This is a genomic window from Lentzea sp. NBC_00516 (assembly GCF_036346835.1).
In the GTDB taxonomy this organism is placed as follows: Bacteria; Actinomycetota; Actinomycetes; order Mycobacteriales; family Pseudonocardiaceae; genus Lentzea; species Lentzea sokolovensis.
The window spans coordinates 2,881,767-2,901,107 of the sequence record NZ_CP107840.1 but is presented as its reverse complement, the minus strand read 5'-3'; the positions used below and the strand labels follow the sequence as shown (position 1 = coordinate 2,901,107).

At 69.6% G+C, this 19,341-nt stretch carries 16 protein-coding genes; 10 read left to right on the top strand and 6 right to left on the bottom strand.

The genetic code is table 11. The annotated features are described in order from the left end of the window. The first annotated feature begins 13 nt into the window (after positions 1-13). The 8 genes from OG205_RS13030 (at position 14) to OG205_RS12995 (ending at position 11,826) form a co-directional block, all read left to right on the top strand. The gene (locus OG205_RS13030) at positions 14-553 is read left to right on the top strand and encodes a (2Fe-2S)-binding protein (protein ID WP_330276484.1); all 540 of its coding nucleotides are present in this window, start codon (positions 14-16) and stop codon (positions 551-553) included. Next, a complete protein-coding gene (locus OG205_RS13025; protein ID WP_330276483.1) occupies positions 550-1,530 on the top strand; it encodes an FAD binding domain-containing protein in 981 nt (326 codons plus the stop codon). Before OG205_RS13030 ends, OG205_RS13025 begins: the two co-directional genes overlap by 4 nt. Before the next feature lie 4 nt (positions 1,531-1,534). After that, positions 1,535-3,622 carry a xanthine dehydrogenase family protein molybdopterin-binding subunit gene (locus tag OG205_RS13020; RefSeq protein ID WP_330276482.1) on the top strand — a complete coding sequence of 696 codons (2,088 nt, stop codon included), beginning with the start codon at positions 1,535-1,537 and terminating at the stop codon, positions 3,620-3,622. A gap of 2 nt (positions 3,623-3,624) precedes the next feature. After that, the gene (locus OG205_RS13015) at positions 3,625-4,575 is read left to right on the top strand and encodes an XdhC family protein (RefSeq protein ID WP_330276481.1); all 951 of its coding nucleotides are present in this window, start codon (positions 3,625-3,627) and stop codon (positions 4,573-4,575) included. An 8-nt stretch (positions 4,576-4,583) separates the two neighbouring features. Beyond that, positions 4,584-5,231 carry an HAD-IA family hydrolase gene (locus OG205_RS13010; RefSeq protein ID WP_330276480.1) on the top strand — a complete coding sequence of 216 codons (648 nt, stop codon included), beginning with the start codon at positions 4,584-4,586 and terminating at the stop codon, positions 5,229-5,231. Positions 5,232-5,387: 156 nt separating this feature from the next. Further along, positions 5,388-8,480, top strand: a complete 3,093-nt coding sequence (locus OG205_RS13005) for a PA14 domain-containing protein (protein ID WP_330276479.1) — start codon at positions 5,388-5,390, stop codon at positions 8,478-8,480. Between the two features lie 39 nt (positions 8,481-8,519). Then, positions 8,520-9,533 (top strand): LacI family DNA-binding transcriptional regulator, encoded by a 1,014-nt coding sequence (locus tag OG205_RS13000; protein ID WP_330276478.1) that lies wholly within the window; start codon positions 8,520-8,522, stop codon positions 9,531-9,533. 94 nt (positions 9,534-9,627) lie between these two features. Continuing rightward, entirely contained in the window at positions 9,628-11,826 is a 2,199-nt protein-coding gene (locus tag OG205_RS12995) for a discoidin domain-containing protein (protein ID WP_330276477.1), read from the top strand. Here OG205_RS12995 and OG205_RS12990 read toward each other — a convergent pair. Next, positions 11,817-12,302, bottom strand: coding sequence for a DUF305 domain-containing protein (locus tag OG205_RS12990; protein ID WP_330276476.1), 486 nt, complete (start codon positions 12,300-12,302; stop codon positions 11,817-11,819). The two genes, OG205_RS12995 and OG205_RS12990, sit on opposite strands and share 10 nt — an antisense overlap. A 32-nt stretch (positions 12,303-12,334) precedes the next feature. Further along, positions 12,335-13,237, bottom strand: coding sequence for a DUF1996 domain-containing protein (locus tag OG205_RS12985; protein WP_330276475.1), 903 nt, complete (start codon positions 13,235-13,237; stop codon positions 12,335-12,337). Between the two features lie 183 nt (positions 13,238-13,420). On the opposite strand from OG205_RS12985, the gene OG205_RS12980 reads away from it, so the two are divergent. Further along, positions 13,421-15,529 carry a discoidin domain-containing protein gene (locus OG205_RS12980; RefSeq protein WP_330276474.1) on the top strand — a complete coding sequence of 703 codons (2,109 nt, stop codon included), beginning with the start codon at positions 13,421-13,423 and terminating at the stop codon, positions 15,527-15,529. 1 nt (position 15,530) lies between these two features. Here the strand turns inward: OG205_RS12980 and OG205_RS12975 are convergent, their stop codons facing one another. Further along, positions 15,531-15,839: a hypothetical protein gene (locus OG205_RS12975; RefSeq protein ID WP_330276473.1), complete on the bottom strand. Its 309-nt coding sequence runs from the start codon at positions 15,837-15,839 to the stop codon at positions 15,531-15,533. Positions 15,840-15,843: 4 nt separating this feature from the next. Continuing rightward, positions 15,844-16,860 carry a M12 family metallopeptidase gene (locus OG205_RS12970; protein WP_330276472.1) on the bottom strand — a complete coding sequence of 339 codons (1,017 nt, stop codon included), beginning with the start codon at positions 16,858-16,860 and terminating at the stop codon, positions 15,844-15,846. 169 nt (positions 16,861-17,029) lie between these two features. Here OG205_RS12970 and OG205_RS12965 point away from each other — a divergent pair, with 169 nt between their 5' ends. Next, positions 17,030-17,617 carry a GrpB family protein gene (locus tag OG205_RS12965; RefSeq protein ID WP_330276471.1) on the top strand — a complete coding sequence of 196 codons (588 nt, stop codon included), beginning with the start codon at positions 17,030-17,032 and terminating at the stop codon, positions 17,615-17,617. On the opposite strand, the gene OG205_RS12960 is transcribed toward OG205_RS12965, so the two are convergent. Both OG205_RS12960 and OG205_RS12955 read right to left on the bottom strand, forming a co-directional pair. Further along, complete coding sequence (locus tag OG205_RS12960; RefSeq protein ID WP_330276470.1) at positions 17,571-18,668, bottom strand: sensor histidine kinase; 1,098 nt, start codon at positions 18,666-18,668, stop codon at positions 17,571-17,573. The two genes, OG205_RS12965 and OG205_RS12960, sit on opposite strands and share 47 nt — an antisense overlap. Then, a complete protein-coding gene (locus OG205_RS12955; protein WP_330276469.1) occupies positions 18,661-19,326 on the bottom strand; it encodes a response regulator transcription factor in 666 nt (221 codons plus the stop codon). Before OG205_RS12955 ends, OG205_RS12960 begins: the two co-directional genes overlap by 8 nt. Positions 19,327-19,341: the final 15 nt, after the last annotated feature.

The window sequence follows — 19,341 nt, the reverse complement described above, 5'->3', positions numbered from 1 at the left end:
GAAGGGGAGGGCGATGACTGACGCCACTCGCAGCGAGATCTCGTTGAAGGTCAACGGAAAGACCCACCGCCTGACGGTCGACCACCGCAGGTCGTTGCTCGACGCGTTGCGCGAGGACACGAAGAACACCGGCCCGAAGAAGGGCTGCGACTTCGGCCAGTGCGGCGCGTGCACGGTGCTTTTGGACGGCAAACGCGTGGTGTCGTGCCTGACGCTCGCGGTCGCCGCCGACGGCGCCCAGGTCACCACGGTCGAAGGGCTCGCGGCGGACGACGAGCTGAGGCCGGTGCAGGAGGCGTTCCTGCGGCTCGACGGGTTCCAGTGCGGGTTCTGCACGCCGGGACAGCTCTGCTCGGCGATCGGTGTGCTCGCCGAACACCGCGCGGGCTGGCCGAGCGCGGTCACGGCCGACGTGTCGCCGGACCACGTGTGCGAGCTCGACGCCGACGAGGTGCGCGAGCGGATGAGCGGAAACCTCTGCCGGTGCGGGGCCTACCCGTCGATCGTGCGGGCCGTGCTCGACGCCGCCGAACGCGAAGAGGTGAAGCGGTGAAGGAGTTCGCCTACCGCCGCGCGACCGCCGTCCACGACGCGCTGACGTCGGTCGCCGAGGCCGGCACGAAGTTCCTGGGCGGCGGCACGAATCTCGTCGACCTGATGAAGCGCGGCGTCGAGACGCCTGCCCGGCTGATCGACGTGCGGGCGTTGCCGCTGGCCGGAATCAGCGAGGCCGCCAACGGTGACCTGGTCATCGGCGCGACGACGACCAACAGCGAGACCGCCGCGCATCCGGAGATCCGCCGTCGCTATCCGGCGCTGTCGCAGGCGGTGCTGGCCGGAGCGTCCGGGCAGCTGCGCAACATGGCGACCGTGGCGGGGAACCTTTTGCAGCGCACCAGATGTGCCTACTTCGCCGATCTCGCCTCGGCGTGCAACAAGCGCGTGCCGGGAAGTGGGTGCGCGGCGCTGGAGGGCGAGCACCACAACCACGCCGTTCTCGGCACGTCGCCGAGCTGCGTCGCGACGAACCCGTCGGACATGGCCGTGGCGCTGATGCTGTTCGACGCGGTCGTGCGGTACGAGACGCTGACCGGCCAGGGCGAGATCCCGATCGGTGAGTTCTTCCGGCCGGTCGGCGACACGCCGGACGTCGAGACCGCCCTGCCCGCCGGAGCGTTGATCACCTCGGTCACGTTGCCGCACAAGGAGAACAGCAGGTCGCGCTACCGCAAGGTCCGTGAGCGCGCGTCCTACGCCTTCGCGACGGTGTCGGTGGCAGCGGATCTGACCGTTCGGGAGGGCCGGGTGCACGAGGTCCGCATCGCACTCGGTGGCGTCGCCTCGCACCCGTGGCGGGCGAGGATCGCCGAGGAACGGCTGCTCGGCGGCCCGGCCACGCCCGAGATGTTCCGCGCCGCAGCCGTTGCCGAACTGGCCGCCGCGACCCCGTTGCCGCACAACGGCTACAAGGTGTCGCTCGCGCGCAACCTCGTCCAGGCCGTGCTGACCGACCTGACCCGAGCGGAGTGACACGATGACGACAACCCCCGAGGCGATCGGCTCGTCGTGGACCAGGGTCGAGGGCCAGGACAAGCTGCGCGGCCGTGCCCGCTACACCGCCGACATCCCGGTCGAGGGCATGGCACACGGCGCCCTGGTGACGGCCACGATCACCCGCGGCCGGATCACCGGCATCGACACCGCCGAAACCCTCGCGTCGCCCGGCGTGATCGGCGTCGTCGACCACCGCAACGCACCACGCCTCAACCCAGAGGCGGGGTCGCCGTTCTTCGGTCCGGACGGACAGTTCCTGCTGCTGCAGAACGACGAGATCGAGCACGGCGGCTGGCCGGTCGCGCTCGTCGTGGCGGAAACGCCGGAGCAGGCACGGGCGGGAGCCGAGCGGCTGCGGGTGTCCTATGTGGAGCAACCGCACGACATCGCCTTCTCGGCCGGCCATCCGTCGCTGCGGCCCGCGCTGACCTCGTTCGGCCCGGACGCCAACAAGGGTGATCTCGACGCCGAGCTGGCCCGGTCCGCCGTCACGGTGGACGAGCGGTACTTCACGCCGCCGGAGTCCGCCTGCGCGATGGAACCGCACGCGGCGACGGTCTGGCTGGAGGACGGCAAGATCCGCGCGTTCGACACGAACCAGGCCCCGTTCGGCACGGCGCAGATGCTGTCGGTGCTGTTCGACAGGCCGTTGACGGACGTGCGCGTCGAGGCCGAGCAGCTCGGCGGCGGGTTCGGCGGCAAGACGGGTGTGGGACCGCAGCTGATCCTGGCGACGATGGCCGCGATGGTCTTCCAACAGCCGGTCCGGGTCGCTCTGACCAGGGAAGAGGTGTTCCTGACGACGTCCGCGCGGGCCGCGACCGAGCAGCACGTGCGGCTCGGAGCCGAGCCCGACGGCCGGCTGCGCGCGATCGGGCACGAGGCCGCGTTCGAGCTGTCGGTGAAGGCCGAGTACATCGAGAACTGCGTGGAGATCGCCAAGGTCCTCTACGCCGCCGACGCGATCCGCACCCGGATCAACGTGGTGCCTCTGCACATCCTGCCGCCGAACTCGTTGCGCGCACCCGGTACCGCGCCCGGCTCGTTCGCGCTGGAGTCCGCGATGGACGAGCTGGCCGAACGCCTGCGGATCGACCCGCTCGACCTGCGCCGCCGCAACGAACCCGAGGTCGGCCCGGTGAGCGGGCATCCGTTCACCAGCCGTAACTTCCTCCGGTGCGTCGAGGAGGGCGCGCGGACGTTCGGCTGGGCCGGTCGTGACCACCGGCCTCGCCGGCGGCGCGAAGGCCACCTGCTGATCGGCACCGGGATGGCCGGAACCTCGTTCCTCACCACCGCGTTCCCGTCGTCGGCGACGATCACCGCGGAGCCGGACGGCACGTTCACCGTCGCGATCGCGGCGATGGACATCGGCACCGGCGCGCGCACGGCGTTGACCGCGATCTCCGCCGACGTGCTGCACGTAGACCGCGCGAAGATCCGGCTCAAGATCGGCGACAGCGCTCTGGGACCGGCCTGGGGCGCGGGCGGTTCGCTCGGCACGACGTCGTGGTCCTGGGCGATCTCGTCCGCGGCCAGGGAGTTGCTGACCGAGTTGGAGTCGAAGCCGCCGCTGCCGGTGTCGGTCACCTCGGACACGACCAACGAGATCTTCAGCCTGCCGCCGCGTGAACGGCACGCCTACAGCGCCATCTTCGCCGAGGTCGCGGTCGATCCCGCGACCGGGGAGGTGCGGGCGCGGAGGCTGGTCGGGCGGTTCGCGGTCGGCCGGGTGGTGAACCCGCTGATGGTGCGCAGCCAGCTGGTCGGCGGCATGATCATGGGGCTGTCCATGGCGTTGCACGAGCAGGTCGTGCGCGACGAGGTGACGGGCAGGCAGGTGAACGCGGACTTCGCCGGTTACCACTTCGCGGCGAACGCGGACGTGCCGTTCATCGACGCCGACGTCGTGGAGGATCACGAGCCCGACAACCCGCTGGGACTCAAAGGGCCCGGCGAGATCGGCACGGTGGCGGTCGCCGCGGCCGTCGCGAACGCCGTGTGGCACGCGACGGGCAGGCGTCAGCGCCGGCTGCCGATCACGCTCGACCGCGTGATCGAGGACTGACCGTGCTGCGCGAGGTGTGGCCGTTCGTGCTGGAGCAGAACGAGCCGGTGGTGCTCGCCCGGCTCGTCGATCGCGACGGACCGGGTGCGCGCCCGCTCGGTGCCACCATGGCGATCGCGGCGGACGGAACGTGGCGCGGGTCGGTGTCCGGCGGCTGCGTCGAGGGGATGGTGCTCGACGCGGCCCGGGCCGTGCTCGACGGCGAGGCACCCAGGGTCGCCGTCGTCGCGCCGGGCGCGCACCTCATGCCGTGGGAGGAAACCCCTGCCTGCGCTGGGGAACTGCGGGTGCTGCTCACGCACGTGCCGGACGATCCGGTGCGTTCGGCGATCACCTCGGCGATCACGAACGACCGGGCGCTGTCCGTGCGGATCGAGCTGACCCCGCCGTACGCGTGGTCGGTGGGAACCGCTCCCGGCGACGGCCCGGCGTTCGTCGAGGAGCTGCCGGGACGGAACACGCTCGTCCTGGTCGGCGCCACCGACCTCGCCGCGAGCGTGGCCGCGCTGGCGGAGTCGGTGCACCACAGGGTGGTCATCCTCGATCCCCGGCCCGGTCACGTCGCCTCGGGGGCGTTTCCGGTGTCCTGCGAGGTGATCCGCGCCTGGCCGGACGAGTGGATCACGTCGCTCGGGCCGGGAGACGCCGTGGTCGCGCTCACGCACGACCCGCGCATCGACGACCTGGCGATCCGTGCCGCGCTGAGCAGCGGGGCCGGGCACGTCGCCGCGCTGGGCAGCAGAGCCACGCACGCCCAGCGGCTGCGGCGGCTGGAGGGAGTGCCCGGCCTGGAACGGGTGTGCGGTCCGGCCGGACTCGACCTCGGTGGAGCGTCGCTCGCCGAGACCGCGCTGTCCATCCTCGCGGAGGTGGTGGCGGTGGGCAACGCGCGGTCCGGTCGGCGGCTGCGCGACGGCCGTGATTCGATCAGGGCGACGTTGCCGGCGTGGTGAGGAGAACGATGAACCTGGCCTGCCAGGCGGTGCTGTTCGACATGGACGGCGTGCTGACCGACTCGACGGTCTCAGCCGAACGTGCGTGGACGCAGTGGGCGCACGAGTTCGGCGTCGATCCGGAGCAGGTCCTGCGCGGCCTGCACGGCCGTCGTGCCACGGACACCGTCCGCATGCACGTGCCCGCCTCCGCGCACGCCGGCGCGTTGCGGCGGATCAACGAGATCGAGGTCGCCGACGCCGGCTCGACCGCCCCGATCCCCGGAGCCCGCGAGCTGGTGGACTCGCTGCCGGGGAACTGGGCCGTGGTCACGTCCGCTCCGCCCGAACTGCTCACGGTCCGGCTGGCCGCGGTGGGGATCCCGTTGCCGTCGGTGGTCATCAACGGCGACGACGTGACGCACGGCAAGCCCGACCCCGAGGGCTACCTGAAGGCGGCGGGCAAGCTCGGGTTGCCGATCGGTGAGTGCGTCGTCTTCGAGGACAGCGGCAACGGTGTCGCCGCGGGTCTCGCCGCCGAGGCCGCCTCCGTGGTCGGTGTCGGCGCGGAGGCGTTGCACACACCCGCGCCTGTCGTCGTGCCTGACCTGCGGGCCGTCCAGTGGACCGGTCGCGGTCTCAGGGTGACCGCCGCCCTCCGTCGTCCTTCGGCCTGAGCCGAACGACTGCGTCCCGCCTCGTAACTTCCCGGAAACTTGTCCGGTTTGACATGCCGGATACCTCCGAACGGCCGTAGCCCGGTTGTTGAATCGTGTGCGTTGATGTGTGGGAGCGCTCTTACAACGTTGTAAAAACGAAGGGGATCTTCGCTGATGAAGAAAGCCGCCCCCGTACTCGTCGCTCTGCTGCTGGCGTTGGGCATAGCGCCCGGACTGCCGTCCGCGAGTGCCGCCGAGCCCGTGCACGGCCTCAAGGGCGAGTACTTCAGCATGTCGGCACCGGGCGCGCGTGACTTCGCGACCCTGGGTGGCACCGTGCTGGACGCCGACATCAACCAGGGTGACCTGACCGGCGTCTTCGGGTTCCTCAACGGCCGCACCGAGCACACGACGGCCCGCTGGACCGGGCAGATCGCGGTGCCGCAGTCCGGCGACTACACGTTCCACGCCATCGGCGACAACGGTTTCCGGCTGCTGATCGACGACAAACCGGTGATCGACCACTGGGTGCCCGACTGGGATCGTGAGCAGACCAGTGCGCCGGTGACGCTCACCGCCGGGCGCCAGTACGCGTTCAAGCTGGAGATGTTCCAGGACGTCGGCGGCGCCAACATGTTCCTGCGCTGGTCGAGCCCGGCGATCGCCAAGCAGCTCGTGCCGGAGTCCGCGTTCACGCCGCCCGCGGGCTTCCAGGTCGTGCCGCGCACGGCCGAGGTCTCCAAGGACGGCCGCACCCTCACCGCGGACTTCGGTGGCCGCGTCACGGGCGTGAACGACCTCAAGGACCACCTGCGCATCGACGTGGACGCCACCCCGTTCCCGATCTCGCTCATCACCGCGAACCGCAACAAGGCCACGATCCGGCTGGGCGAGCGGGTGCTGAAGGGCCAGCGGGTCCGCGTCTACTACGACGGTGCCGGCGCGCTCGCGGTCGACGGCAAGAAGGTCGAGAGGACCGCCCGCTCGACCGGCAACGTCTCCACGGAACGGCTCAGGACGCCGTGGGGCGAGAAGGTCGACACGCGCAACCCGTTGCCGGAGTACCCGAGGCCGCAGCTGGAACGCGACAAGTGGCTCAACCTCAACGGGCCGTGGGAGTTCGCGGGCGCCAAGGCGGGCGAGCAGCCCGTGTTCGGCAAGAAGCTGCGCGAGAAGGTCGTCGTGCCTTACCCGATCGAGTCGCAGCTCTCCGGGCTCGAACGGCACGAGGACCACATGTTCTACCGCAGGACTGTGTCCGTGCCGCACGACTGGAAGATCGGCTCCGGGCAACGGCTGAAGCTCAACTTCGGCGCGGTCGACTACGAGGCCAAGGTCTGGGTGAACGGCAAGCTGGTCGCCGAGCACACCGGCGGCTACACGGCGTTCAGCGCGGACATCACCGACGCCCTCAAGCGCGGTGAGCAGGAGATCGTCGTCGCGGTCACCGACACCACCGGCCCGCACCAGCCCAAGGGCAAGCAGTCGCCCAACCCCAGCGGCATCTTCTACACGCCGTCGTCGGGCATCTGGCAGACCGTGTGGCTGGAACCGGTGGCCGACAAGGGGATCGACGAGATCAAGACGACCCCGGACCTCGCCACGAGCTCGCTGTCGGTCAACGTCAAGTCCGCCGGCACCGCCACCGTCACGGCCGTGGCCAGGGACGCCAAGGGCAAGCAGGTCGGCACGGTCACCGGACCGGCGAACTCCACCCTCAAGCTGCAGGTGCCGAACCCGCACCTGTGGACGCCGGACGACCCGTACCTCTACAAGCTCGACGTCACGCTCGGCAAGGACAAGGTCAAGAGCTACTTCGGCATGCGGTCCACCGGGATCGCGAACGTCGGTGGCACGCCGAAGCTGACCCTCAACGGCCAGCCGATCTTCAACCTGATGCAGCTGGACCAGGGCTTCTACCCGGACGGCCTGAACACGGCGCCGAGCGACGAGGCGCTGATCTTCGACCTGAAGGCGCAGAAGGACCTCGGCTTCAACGCGGTCCGCAAGCACATCAAGGCCGAACCCGCCCGCTGGTACTACCACGCGGACCGGCTCGGACTGCTGGTGTGGCAGGACTTCGTGTCCGTCGAGGACGGCAACGACGTGCAGGCGCAGCAGGCGTGGCTCAGCCAGGGCCGCGAGCTGATGGAGCAACTGCACAACTACCCGTCGATCTACGCCTGGATCGTGTTCAACGAGGGCTGGGGCGAGTGGGATCGCACGGTCACCGGCCAGATCACCGACGAGGTCAAGGCCGCGGACCCGAGCCGGATCGTCAACGCGCACAGCGGCGTGAACTGCTGCGCCTCCAAGGGTGACAGCGGCAAGGGCGACGTCATCGACCACCACGACTACAACAACACCGACCCGGCCCGTCCGGACGGCAAGCGCGTCGTGATGGACGGCGAGCACGGCGGCTTCACGCTGCGCACGCCGGGACACCAGTGGCCCGGTGCGCCGATCGCGATCTACAGCGGTGTGGCGGACAAGGCGGCGCTGACGGCGAAGTACGTCGACAACACCCGCACGTTCTACCTCGGCCAGGCACGCCAGGAGATGTCCGCGTCGGTCTACACGCAGGTCACCGACCTGGAAGGCGAGCTCAACGGGCTCTGGACCTACGACCGCAAGCGGATCAAGGTCGATCCGGGTCCGGTCCGCGAGATCAACCGGCGGGTCATCGAGGCCGGGGCGAACGCGGGCAAGCCGTACCCGTACGCGGGCAGCGGCGAGTGGAAGCTCAACGAGACCAAGGGCGCGACGGCCAAGGACTCGACCGGCAAGAACCCGCTGACGCTCAGCCCGTCCGGCGCCACCTGGAAGGACGGCGCGCTGGAGTTCCGCAACGGCTCGGCGGAGACCTACGGACCCGTCGTCGACACGACCAAGGACTACACGGTGTCGGCGAAGGTGCGGCTGAACGAGGTGCCGGGTGGCTACGCCTCCGCGGTGAGCCAGGACGGCCGGGAGCGGGAGAACCCCTTCTACCTCCAGTACGGCCAGGGCGCGTTCGCGTTCAGCACGCCGGGAGGCAACCGCGCCCGGTTCGAGACCACGCCGGAGATCGGCCGCTGGTACGAGCTCAAAGGAGAGAGGAAGGGCGGCGAGATCCGGCTCTACGTCGACGGCGCGCTGGTGGCCACGGCCCCGGCGGGACCGGCGATCGTGAGCACCGGCGCGCTCGCGGTGGGACGTGCCAAGTACAACGGCCAGAACGTCGACTACTGGCCTGGTGCGATCAAGGACGTCCGCGTCACCTCTTGATGTTGGGAGAACGCTCTCCGATCGTGGTACAACCGGTGCATGAGCAAGGTCGCACCCACGTTGGAGGACGTTGCCAGAATCGCGGGCGTGTCCCGCGCGACGGTGTCACGGGTCGTCAACGGCACGCGCAACGTCGATCCTGAACTCCAGGAGACGGTGCGCAACGCGATCGAGCAGACCGGGTACACGCCCAACCGCGTGGCCCGGTCTCTCGTCACCCGGCGCACCGGCACGGTCGCGCTGGTGATCTCCGGTGCGGGCGGGGGATCGGACGTGTTCACCGACCCGTTCTTCGGCCGGGTGACGGCGGGCGTGGTGGACTTCCTGCGCGGCCACAGCGTGCACCCGGTGCTCATGCTCGCCGACTCGGACCACGCGCGGACCGAGGTCGTCGAGTTCCTCAGACAGGGCAGCGCCGACGGCGCGCTGCTGGTGTCCACGCACCCCGCCGACCCGTTGCCCGCCCGGCTGCTGGAGGCCGGTGTCCCCTCGGTGCTCTACGCGCGCCCCGGCAGGCCGATGCCGGTCAGCTACGTCGACATGGACCACCGCGTGGGCGGCAGGCTCGCCGCGGACCACCTGGTGGCGGCGGGGCGGTACAACATCACCGCGATCTCCGGTCCGATGGACGTGCTCGCGAGCCAGGACAGGCACGCCGGCTTCCGCGACGCCATGGCCCGCCACGGTTTCCCGTACGTCCCGACGGTCGAGGGCGGCTTCACCGCCGAGAGCGGCGCGGCCGCGATGCACCGGCTCCTCGTCGAGTGTCCCGACCTCGACGCCGTGTTCGCCGCGAACGACCTGATGGCGCAGGCGGCCGTCGACGTGTTGCACGAGCACGGCCTGCGCGTTCCCGATGACGTCGCCGTGGTCGGGTTCGACGACAGCGCGCCCGCCCTCGCCTGCCGGCCGCAGCTCACCACGATCCGCCAGCCGGTCGAGCGGATCGCCGCGCAGATGGCCGACCTGTTGCTCGCGGACCTGGAAAAACCGGGACAACGGCCGAAATCCGTCATCTTCGAACCGGAACTCGTCGTACGGGCCTCTGCCTGATTGACCTGTTCGACACCCGGCGTTAACGTCCCTTGGGAGAGCGCTCTCACGCCCCTGTCCAAGGCTTTCAGCCCTTCCCCCGTCAGGCAGGATCATGGGCTCAACCCTGTCCAGGGCCGCCGCGTTCGCCGCTGCCGCTCTGTGTCTCGTGACAACGATCAGCGTTACCTCCCAAGCGGGTGCCGCCGCGTGCGGCACCTCCAACGTCGCCCTCAACCGTCCCGCGACCGCGTCCTCCACGGAGAACGGCGGCACCCCCGCCTCCGCCGCCGTCGACGGCAACGCCGGCACGCGGTGGTCCTCGCAGTTCTCCGACCCGCAGTGGCTCCAGGTCGACCTCGGTTCCAGTCAGCAGGTCTGCCGCGTCTCCCTGAGCTGGGAAGGCGCGTACGGCAAGGCGTTCCAGGTCCAGGTGACCGACAACGCCGCCGACGCCGGTTCGTGGCGCGACGTCCACTCGACCACGACCGGCACCGGTGGCACGCAGTCGGTCGACGTCACCGGCACCGGCCGCTACCTGCGCGTGCTGGGCACGCAGCGCGGCACCGGCTACGGCTACTCGTTGTGGGAGCTGGGCGTCTTCACCACCACGCCCGACACCCCCGGCGTCACGCCGACGGACCCACGCAACCCGGACTTCGGCCCGAACGTGTACGTCTACGGTCCGGGTTCGTCGCAGTCGGAGATGCAGTCACGGCTCGACTCCATCGCAGCGCAGATGAAGACCAACCAGTTCGGCCCGCAGCGGCACGCCGTGCTGTTCAAGCCCGGCAGTTACAACGCCGATGTGAACCTGCGCTTCTACACGCAGATCGTCGGTCTCGGGCTGATGCCGGACGACGTGAACATCAACGGTCACATCCGGGTCGAGGCCGACTGGCTGCAGCAGGGCGACGACCCGAACAACCTCGGCAACGCGACGCAGAACTTCTGGCGCGGCACCGAGAACCTCTCGGTCACGTTGCCTCCCAACCAGATCGAGCGCTGGGCGGTCTCGCAGGCCACCGCGTACCGGCGGATGCACCTGCGTGGTCAGGCGCACCTGTGGAACGGCTACGACGGCTGGGCCAGCGGTGGTCTGATCGTGGACAGCAAGATCGACGGCGTGACCGTCTCCGGTTCGCAGCAGCAGTTCCTGACCCGCAACAGCAACCTCGCCGGTGGCTGGTCGGGATCGGTGTGGAACATGGTGTTCGCGGGCACCCAGGGCGCACCGCCCAACAACTTCCCGAACCCGTCGCACACGACCGTGGACAACTCTCCGGTGACGCGCGAGAAGCCGTACCTGTACTTCGACAACTCCGGTGAGTACCGGGTCTTCCTGCCCGCGCTGCGCCAGAACTCCCGCGGCACGAGCTGGGAGAACGGCAACCCCGGCACGTCGGTGTCGCTCGCGGACTTCTTCATCGTCAAGCCCGGCACCTCGGCCGCGACGATCAACGCCGCGCTGGCGCAGGGCAAGCACCTGCTGCTCACACCGGGCATCCACCAGCTCGACGACACCATCCGGATCACCCGCCCGAACACCGTCGTGCTGGGCCTCGGCCTCGCGACCCTGACGCCGACCACCGGCAAGGCCGCGCTGACCACGTCCGATGTGGACGGTGTGAAGCTGGCCGGGTTCCTGGTCGACGCCGGGGTGCAGAACTCCCCGGTGCTGCTGGAGATCGGTGACTCCAGCGCCACCTCGCACGCGGCCAACCCGACCTCGCTGCACGACGTGTACCTGCGCGTCGGCGGGTCGCAGGCGGGCAAGGCGACGGTCAGCATGCGCGTCAACAGCCGCAACACGATCATCGACCACACCTGGGTGTGGCGGGCCGACCACGGCACGGGCGTCAGCTGGACGGCCAACCCCGGCCAGAACGGCGTGGTCGTCAACGGCGACAACGTGATCGCGTACGGGTTGTTCGTCGAGCACTACCAGCAGCACAACCTGGTGTGGAACGGCAACGGCGGCCGCGTCTACCTGTACCAGAACGAGCTGCCGTACGACCCGCCGAACCAGGCCGCGTGGATGAACGGGTCCAAGCGGGGCTGGGCCGGCTACAAGGTCGCTGATTCGGTGACCACGCACGACGCGTTCGGTGTGGGTGTGTACGCCTTCAACCAGGCCGATCCGAGCATCGTGACGGACAACGGTTTCGAGGCGCCGAACCGGTCGGGAGTCCGGTTCACGCACCTCGTGGCCGTGTCGCTGGGCGGCGTGGGCACGATCGCCAACGTCATCAACGGCACCGGCGGTCAGGCGGACCTGGCGAACCAGGTCCGGTACGTCGTGAACTACCCCTGACCGAGCCTGGTGAGCTGATTCCTGCGTGACGACTCGACGGACGCCGCGAACTCCTTGGTCGCGGCGTCCGTTCCGTTCTCCTGTTCACTGCGAGCGAGTTCGGCCGTCTGGTCGAGGTGCTCGTGCAGCTTCTTGGTGAGCGCGGAGGGATCCGTCCTGATGGCCAGCAGATCGGCCGCGGAGACCAGTCCCGGCATCTGGTGGCCAGCGTGCGGGTTGGTGTCCGGCAGCCCTGCCCGGTCACGCAGCTGCCGCAGGTGGACGAGCTCGTCCGCGTGCGATTCCTTGAGTTCCGCGGCGAACTGGGCGAGCGAGGGCGGGGCGACGTCGAGTGCCGGCAGGAGCTGTTCGTTCATCGGGATCATCAGCTGCACCCACGCGGTGTCCGTGGCGTTGAACGGGGACACCGGCGGCGCGGGCGGGGGAGCAGGCGCGGCACATCCCGCCAGCAGCAACGCGGAAACACCCCAGGGCACGCGCCGCCCTGGGGTGCATGAGGCGAGGAACCTCACCGCGGCAACCGGTAGTCCGGTCCTAGTGCGGCGCCTCGATTCGGCTTGTACAGGTCGAATCCGCGCGGGTCGCACTGCAGTCCGCCGTTGATGCAGTGGCGGACCAGCGCGGCCTGTGTGGGCGCGTCCCAGGCGTTCATGAAGTCGTAGTGCCAGGTGTACCCGCGACCACTGGAGAGTCGTACGCGGGACATGTCACCGGACACCGGGAACGCCATCTTGAACTCGATCATCGGCACCGCGACCGGGTGACTCGGCGGGCACACCAGCGTCGCACGGTCCGGATAGGCCATGTGCGACTTGTGGTCCGCGGAGTCGAGATCGCGGCCGTTCCAGCAACTCGGGGCCTGGTAACGGACGTTGAGCTGACTGCCGGGCGCGCAGTAGGCGGGGATGTCCCAGTTGTGGGAGCTGTCGCCGCACTCCCAGCCTTCGACCGCGCCGGGCGCGGTCCGGAACTGCTCCTGCGTCGCCGTGGGGCTGCCGACCACGAACCGCATGCCCGGCGGGAACGGCACGACGTCCTGGTACCGCAGGACGCCGGACTTGTAGTAGATCACCTGCGGGAAGTTCGGAGGGACGATCTGGTCGCCGTCGATGATCGACGGGAACCAGTACGCGGACTTGTCATCAGGGGTTTTGCAGTTGGTCTGACCTGCCTTGAGCGAGTCGTTGGTGCTGCTCGCCTTCGTGGACTGGTTGCCGAGGAACGTGTGCATGTGCGACGCGCCCGGCAGTCCCGGGAAGACGATGGGGTCGTCCGGGAGATGGGTCGTGACCGAGCAGTTCGCCTGGAACTCGTGGTGCGTGACCAGGTCATCGGCCTGAGCCGAGCCGGCCACGACCACGGCTGCCACCAGGGCAGCCGTCATCGTCAACGCGCTGAGTTTTCGGGACACCAATGTCCTCCTGCCGACGTGGGGAACCGGCTTGGGAGAGCGCTCTCCCAAACAGCGTCCCGCTAGCCCTCGCGAGGTGTCAAGACCGGTTCTTTTGACACTGCCGACGTCTGGTCGTAACGTTCGGCGGCAGGGTTGTGAGAGCGCTCTCCTCCTACATCCCTACCTGTGGCAGGAGGCGCGATGGTCCGCGTCCGCTCCATCTGCACGGTGATCGCCGTGCTCCTCGGCCTGGCAGTCCTACCGGCTCACGCCGCTCCCACCCTGCTCTCCCAGGGCAAACCCGCCCTCGCCTCGTCGGCCGAGAACGGCGGCACACCCGCGTCGGCCGCGGTCGACGGCAATGGCGACACCCGCTGGTCCAGCGAGTGGAGCGCCCCGCAGTGGCTGCGCGTCGACCTGGGCGCCTCGTCGGCGGTCAGCCGGGTCGAGCTCGACTGGGAGTCCGCGTACGCGACGGTGTTCGAGATCCAGGTCTCCGCCGACGGTGACGCGTGGCAGCCGATCCGTTCGGTGACCGGCGCGACCGGCGGCCGGCAGGGCTACGACGTGACCGGCACCGGTCGCTACGTCAGGGTGAACGCCACCCAGCGCGCCAACGGTTACGGCGTCTCGCTGTGGGAGTTCCGCGTCTACGGCACGCAAGGCGGTGTCGTACCGGGAACCGGTGTGCGCGTCACGGGCTCGCAGGGCAATTGGCAGCTCACGGTCGACGGCCAGCCGTGGGTCGTGAAGGGCCTGACCTGGGGCCCGCCCGCCGCGGATGCCGCGCGGTACATGCCGGAGCTGAAGTCCATGGGCGTCAACACCTTGCGCACCTGGGGCACGGACGCCTCGACCCGTCCGCTGCTCGACGCGGCCGCGGCCCAGGGTCTCCGCGTGATCAACGGCTTCTGGTTGCAGCCCGGTGGTGGTCCCGGCTCCGGTGGCTGCGTGAACTACGTGACGGACGCCCAGTACAAGGCGGACATGCTGGGGCAGATCCGCCAGTGGGTCACCACGTACAAGGACCACCCCGGCGTCCTGATGTGGAACGTCGGCAACGAGTCGATCCTCGGCCTGCAGAACTGCTACTCCGGCGCCGAACTGGAGACCCAGCGCGTCGAGTACGTGAAGTACGTCAACGAGGCGGCGCGGGCGATCCACGCGATCGACACGAACCACCCGGTGACGAACACGGACGCGTGGACCGGTGCGTGGGTGTACCTCAAGGCGCACGCACCCGACCTCGACCTCTACGCCGTCAACTCCTACGGCAACGTCTGCAAGGTGCGCCAGGACTGGATCTCCGGCGGCTACACCAAGCCGTACATCCTGACCGAGGCCGGCCCGGCAGGGGAGTGGGAGGTGCCGAACGACGCCAACGGCGTGCCCGCGGAACCGACCGACGTGCAGAAGCGCGACGGCTACACCCAGGCCTGGAACTGCATCGTCGGCCACACCGGCGTGGCCTTCGGCGGCACGCTCTTCCACTACGGCACGGAGTACGACTTCGGCGCGGTCTGGTTCAACCTCACGCCCGCTGGCAAGAAGCGCCTCTCGTTCTACTCGGTCCAACGGGCGTTCGGCGGCGCCACTCCCGCCAACACCCCGCCGGTGATCTCGTCGATGACCGTGCCGCAGACCGTCGCGGCGGGCGCACCGCTGACCATCGACGTCGCCGCGTCCGATCCGAACGGCGACGCGATCCAGTGGTCGGCCGCGTTCAACAGCAAGTACATCGACAACAGCGGAGGACTGGCGGGCGCTCCCGTCCAGGTGAACGGGAACCGGCTCACCGCCACCGCCCCGGACCGCCTGGGCGTGTGGAAGGTCTACGTGATGGCCGAGGACGGGCGCGGCAACATCGGCATCGAGACCCGGTCGGTGCGGGTCGTGGCGCCGCAGCCGTCCGGCGTGAACGTGGCCCAGGGCAAGCCGGTGACCGCCTCCTCGTACCAGCAGGTCGGCGACGGCGCGCCGTTCCCGCCGTCGAACGCGGTGGACGGCAACGGAACCTCGCGCTGGGCCACCGACTGGGCCGATCCGCAGTGGCTCAGGGTCGACCTCGGCGCGGTGACCACGTTCCAGCACGTGCAGCTGGTGTGGGAGGGCGCTTTCGGGCGTGCGTACGAGATCCAGGTGTCCGACGACGGCACCGACTTCCGTTCCGTCCACGGCACGACCACCGGCAACGGCGGAGTGGACTCGATCGACGTGACGGCGACCGGCCGCTACGTCCGGCTGCACGCCACCCAGCGGGGGACGGGCTGGGGTTATTCGCTGTACGAGTTCGGGATCTACCGGCGCTGATCTACACCTGCTCCACCCGCACGACCACGCCGTACGCCGGGCTGAAGGCGTTGGTGCTGAACAGATCGCCGTGACGAACGTGTCCGTCGCCGCTCACATCCACGTGGGCGGCGACGTTCAGCGCTTGTCCTTCTCCCTCGAGCTCGAACGGCAGGCGCTGCTCGGCGGTGTCGTCGCGGGAGAACTCGCTGACGTGCTCGGCTTTCGTGACCGCGGGCGCGTCGGCGAGGAGGACGTCGAGCAGCCGCACCCGCAGCACCGCCCGGCCGAACGCGGGCGTGCCCGCCGGGATCACGACGATGCCGTGCACCTGGTCAGTTCAGCACGGCGAAGCGGGCCTCGACGTCGACGGGGCCGCCGGTGAGGTTGCGGATCTCGATGAAGTACTTGAGCAGCCCACCGGACTGCCGGGTGACCTGCGTGGTCCACTCGATCTGCGCCGGGCCGTCGACGGCGGGCGCGGTCGGCACGACCGTCCACAGCACGTACCAGTGGGCGGGCCAGCTGTGGGTGAACCAGGTGCGCGTCGAGCCGGCCGCGACGGAGCCGGTGAACTGCACGCCCCGGAACACCGCGGCCGGTTCGAGGCCGCTGTACATCGCCCGCACGGCCGCGCAGTCGCCGGGACTGAGCCCCTCGCGCTGGCCGATCGCGACGTTCTGGGTCGGCGTGATCGTGTTGCGGCTCGTGTCGATCGCGAACGCCCGCGGCGGGTAATGCATGATCGAGTGGTAGTCGTACGGCCCGACGTCGTCTCCGTCGGTGATGTGCTGGTTGAAGTTGTGGGCGTTCTGCTGCTGGACGTTCGTGAAGTCGATCGTCACGAAGTTGTTGCGGTCCTCACGGCTCTGCTCGTGCCACAGGCCGACGCCGTGCCCGATTTCGTGAATGGTCGCGCCGGTCGGGCAGGTCGGTGCCAGGGTGATGTTCTGCTGGTTTCCACGCATGCCCACGGGAGAACTGCACCCACCACCGGGCTGGAAACGAATGAAATTCGTGTCTGTCGCGTTTCTCGGCACCAGACGAATGCGCGTGTTGCGTTCCCAGTGCGCGATGGCGTTGAGCACGCGGGCCTGGTCCGGCAGGGCCGGGTCGATCTCGAACGGCACCCGCCCGCCCGGCCAGCGGAACTGCTGACCTGGGATTACCACGCCCTCAAGGTGCAGCTCGCCGTCCTGCACGAGGGTGAGCACGATGTCGCCCTCGACCATCGGCTCGCCGTCGACCTCGGTGTACAGCACGGCTTTCGCGCCCTGGTTCTGCGTCTGGATCACGCCGGCTCTGAGTTCGGGGCCGACGCGGAACTGGCCGCTGCCACTCGATTCGGTCATCGTGTTCACTCCCGTCCACGCAGAAGACCACCAAGCCTGACCCCGGCCGCCCGGATCGCACAGGGCCGAAGGTCTCCGTCGTATTCGCGGAATTGATGGAGAGTTCAAAGTGGTGGTGTAACGGCAAAGCGGTGAAAGGCGACGACCATGTCGGGCCTAAGGTGGCCACATGTCTTCCGCTGTCATCGTCGAATACGACGCCGCCTGGCCTGTTCGCGCACGACAACTCCTCACCGACGTGCGTTCGGCGTTCGCGCCTCTGCCCGGAGCGGACGGCTTCGCCTACGAGCACATCGGCTCGACCGCCGTGCCGGGTCTCGGTGCAAAGCCGATCGTGGACCTGCAGGTGCGCATGCCCGATCTGCCGCCACTCGCAGACCTGACCGAACTCCTCGCGCCCACGCCGTTCGTTCCGGCCCACGGCGCGCGGCCGAACTCGCCCGGCGTGCACCGGGACGGCAGGAGGCCCGGCGACCAGGCGGAGGACGCCGCCTACGAGAAGCGCCTGTTCCACTCGCCGGTGGAGGGCGCCATCCTGCACGTCCGCCGCGCCGACTCGCCGTTCGCGCGGTTCGTCGTGGACTTCCGCGACTGGCTGCGGTGTCACCCCGAGCAGTCGCGGCGCTACGAGCAGATCAAGCGCAGGCTTGCCGACGAGCACGCGGGCGGGCAGGACTACGACGACTACACGCGCGCCAAGACGGCGTTCTTCACCGAGATCGGGCCGCGACTGCGTGACTGGGCAGCCGGATCGTGACGCGCAGGCCACCTTCCGGGCGGGGCGCGATGTCGAGTGCACCTTCGTGCGCGCGGACGACGCTGTGCACGATGGCGAGTCCCAGGCCGACGCCCGCGTGATCGTCGTCGCGGACGCGCTTGCCGCCGCGCTGGAACGGTTCGGTGAGCGTGGGCACCACGTCGGCCGCGAGCACGGGGCCTGTGTTCTCGACCCGCACGACGCACGCCTGGTGCTGCGGTTCGGTGTGGACGGTGATCGAGCCGCCGGTCGGGAGGTTGTGGACGATCGCGTTCTGGACGAGGTTCGTGATCACGCGCAGGAGCAGTTCCGCGGAACCGGTGGTGGTCGCCTTCCCGCCGGTGACGTCGAGCGTGATCCCGCGCCGTTCCGCCAGGGGGAGAAGGGTTTCGGCGGCCTCCTCGGCGATCAGGGAGAGATCGACGGGCTCCCGGCTGAACACGCCCCGGTCGCCGCGGCTGAGCAGCAGCAGGGCCTCGGTGAGGTCGATCGCGCGGCGGCTCGAGGTGTGCAGGCGGTCGAGGAACTCGGCGTCGACCAGCGTCGGGTCCTGGCGGGCGAGGTCGAGCAGGGACTGCGAGATCGCCAGCGGGGTCCGCAGTTCGTGCGAGGCGTTGGCGGCGAACCTGCGCTGCTCGGCGACGTGCGATTCGAGTTTGCCGAGCATGTCGTCGAAGACGTCGGAGAGTTCGCGGAACTCGTCCGCCTTGCCGGGCAGCCGGATCCGGTGCGACAGCGCCCCCTTCGCGGCCAGCCGGGCGGCGTCCGCGATCTTGTCGAGCGGCGAGAGCATGCGGCCGGCCAGGAGCCATCCGCCGAGCAGGCCGAACGCCACCAGGAACAGCATGGCGATGGCGGCGGCGCGGCCGAAGATGCGGGAGAGCAGGTAGCGGTTGGGGCTGGTGAAGAGCAGGCCCTTGTCGTTGTCGGGGAGGAAGCGCAGCAGGTACCACCAGGCCACCGCGATCAGGACGGCGCCGGCCACGACGACGATGCCCGCGTAGCTGAGGGTGAACTTCAGGCGGGCGCTGAGGCCGGGAGTCCTAGCCATCCGCGTCGATGCGGTAGCCGACGCCCGGCACGGTCGCGATGAGCCACGGTTCGCCGAGCCGCTTGCGCAGCGCCGAGACCGTGATGCGGACGGCGTTGGTGAACGGGTCGGCGTTCTCGTCCCAGGCCCGCTCCAGCAGTTCCTCGGCGCTGACGACCCCGCCCTGAGCGCCGACCAGCACCTCGAGCACCGCGAACTGCTTGCGGGTCAGCGCGACGTACTGCCCGTCGCGGAACACCTCACGCCGGAACGGGTCGAGCCGCAGGCCACCGATCTCGCTGACCGGCGGCCGTGCGTACGCGCGCCTGCGAGCGAGTGCCCGCAGCCGCAGCACCAGTTCCCGCAGCTCGAACGGCTTGGTGAGGTAGTCGTCGGCGCCGAGGCCGAACCCGGACGCCTTGTCGTCGATCCGGTCGGCCGCGGTGAGCATGAGGATCGGCATGCCGCTGCCGGACGCGACGATCCGCCGCGCGATCTCGTCCCCGGACGGACCGGGGATGTCGCGGTCGAGCACCGCGAGGTCGTAGGAGTTGACGCTCAGCAGCTCCAGGGCCGTGTCGCCGTCCCCGGCGATGTCCGCGGCGATCGCCTCCAGCCGCAGGCCGTCCCGGACGGCCTCGGCCAGGTAGGGCTCGTCCTCCACGATCAGCACGCGCATGTCGTCAGCCTAGGC

Bases quoted from the DNA above. Each gene is read 5' to 3' on its own strand.
- OG205_RS12995 (WP_330276477.1), top strand. From the start codon at position 9,628: ATGGGCTCAACCCTGTCCAGGGCCGCCGCGTTCGCCGCTGCCGCTCTG.
- OG205_RS13030 (WP_330276484.1), top strand. From the start codon at position 14: ATGACTGACGCCACTCGCAGCGAGATCTCGTTGAAGGTCAACGGAAAG.
- OG205_RS12960 (WP_330276470.1), bottom strand. From the start codon at position 18,668: ATGGCTAGGACTCCCGGCCTCAGCGCCCGCCTGAAGTTCACCCTCAGC.
- OG205_RS12980 (WP_330276474.1), top strand. From the start codon at position 13,421: ATGGTCCGCGTCCGCTCCATCTGCACGGTGATCGCCGTGCTCCTCGGC.
- OG205_RS12965 (WP_330276471.1), top strand. From the start codon at position 17,030: ATGTCTTCCGCTGTCATCGTCGAATACGACGCCGCCTGGCCTGTTCGC.
- OG205_RS13005 (WP_330276479.1), top strand. From the start codon at position 5,388: ATGAAGAAAGCCGCCCCCGTACTCGTCGCTCTGCTGCTGGCGTTGGGC.
- OG205_RS12970 (WP_330276472.1), bottom strand. From the start codon at position 16,860: ATGACCGAATCGAGTGGCAGCGGCCAGTTCCGCGTCGGCCCCGAACTC.
- OG205_RS13000 (WP_330276478.1), top strand. From the start codon at position 8,520: ATGAGCAAGGTCGCACCCACGTTGGAGGACGTTGCCAGAATCGCGGGC.
- OG205_RS13010 (WP_330276480.1), top strand. From the start codon at position 4,584: ATGAACCTGGCCTGCCAGGCGGTGCTGTTCGACATGGACGGCGTGCTG.
- OG205_RS12955 (WP_330276469.1), bottom strand. From the start codon at position 19,326: ATGCGCGTGCTGATCGTGGAGGACGAGCCCTACCTGGCCGAGGCCGTC.
- OG205_RS13020 (WP_330276482.1), top strand. From the start codon at position 1,535: ATGACGACAACCCCCGAGGCGATCGGCTCGTCGTGGACCAGGGTCGAG.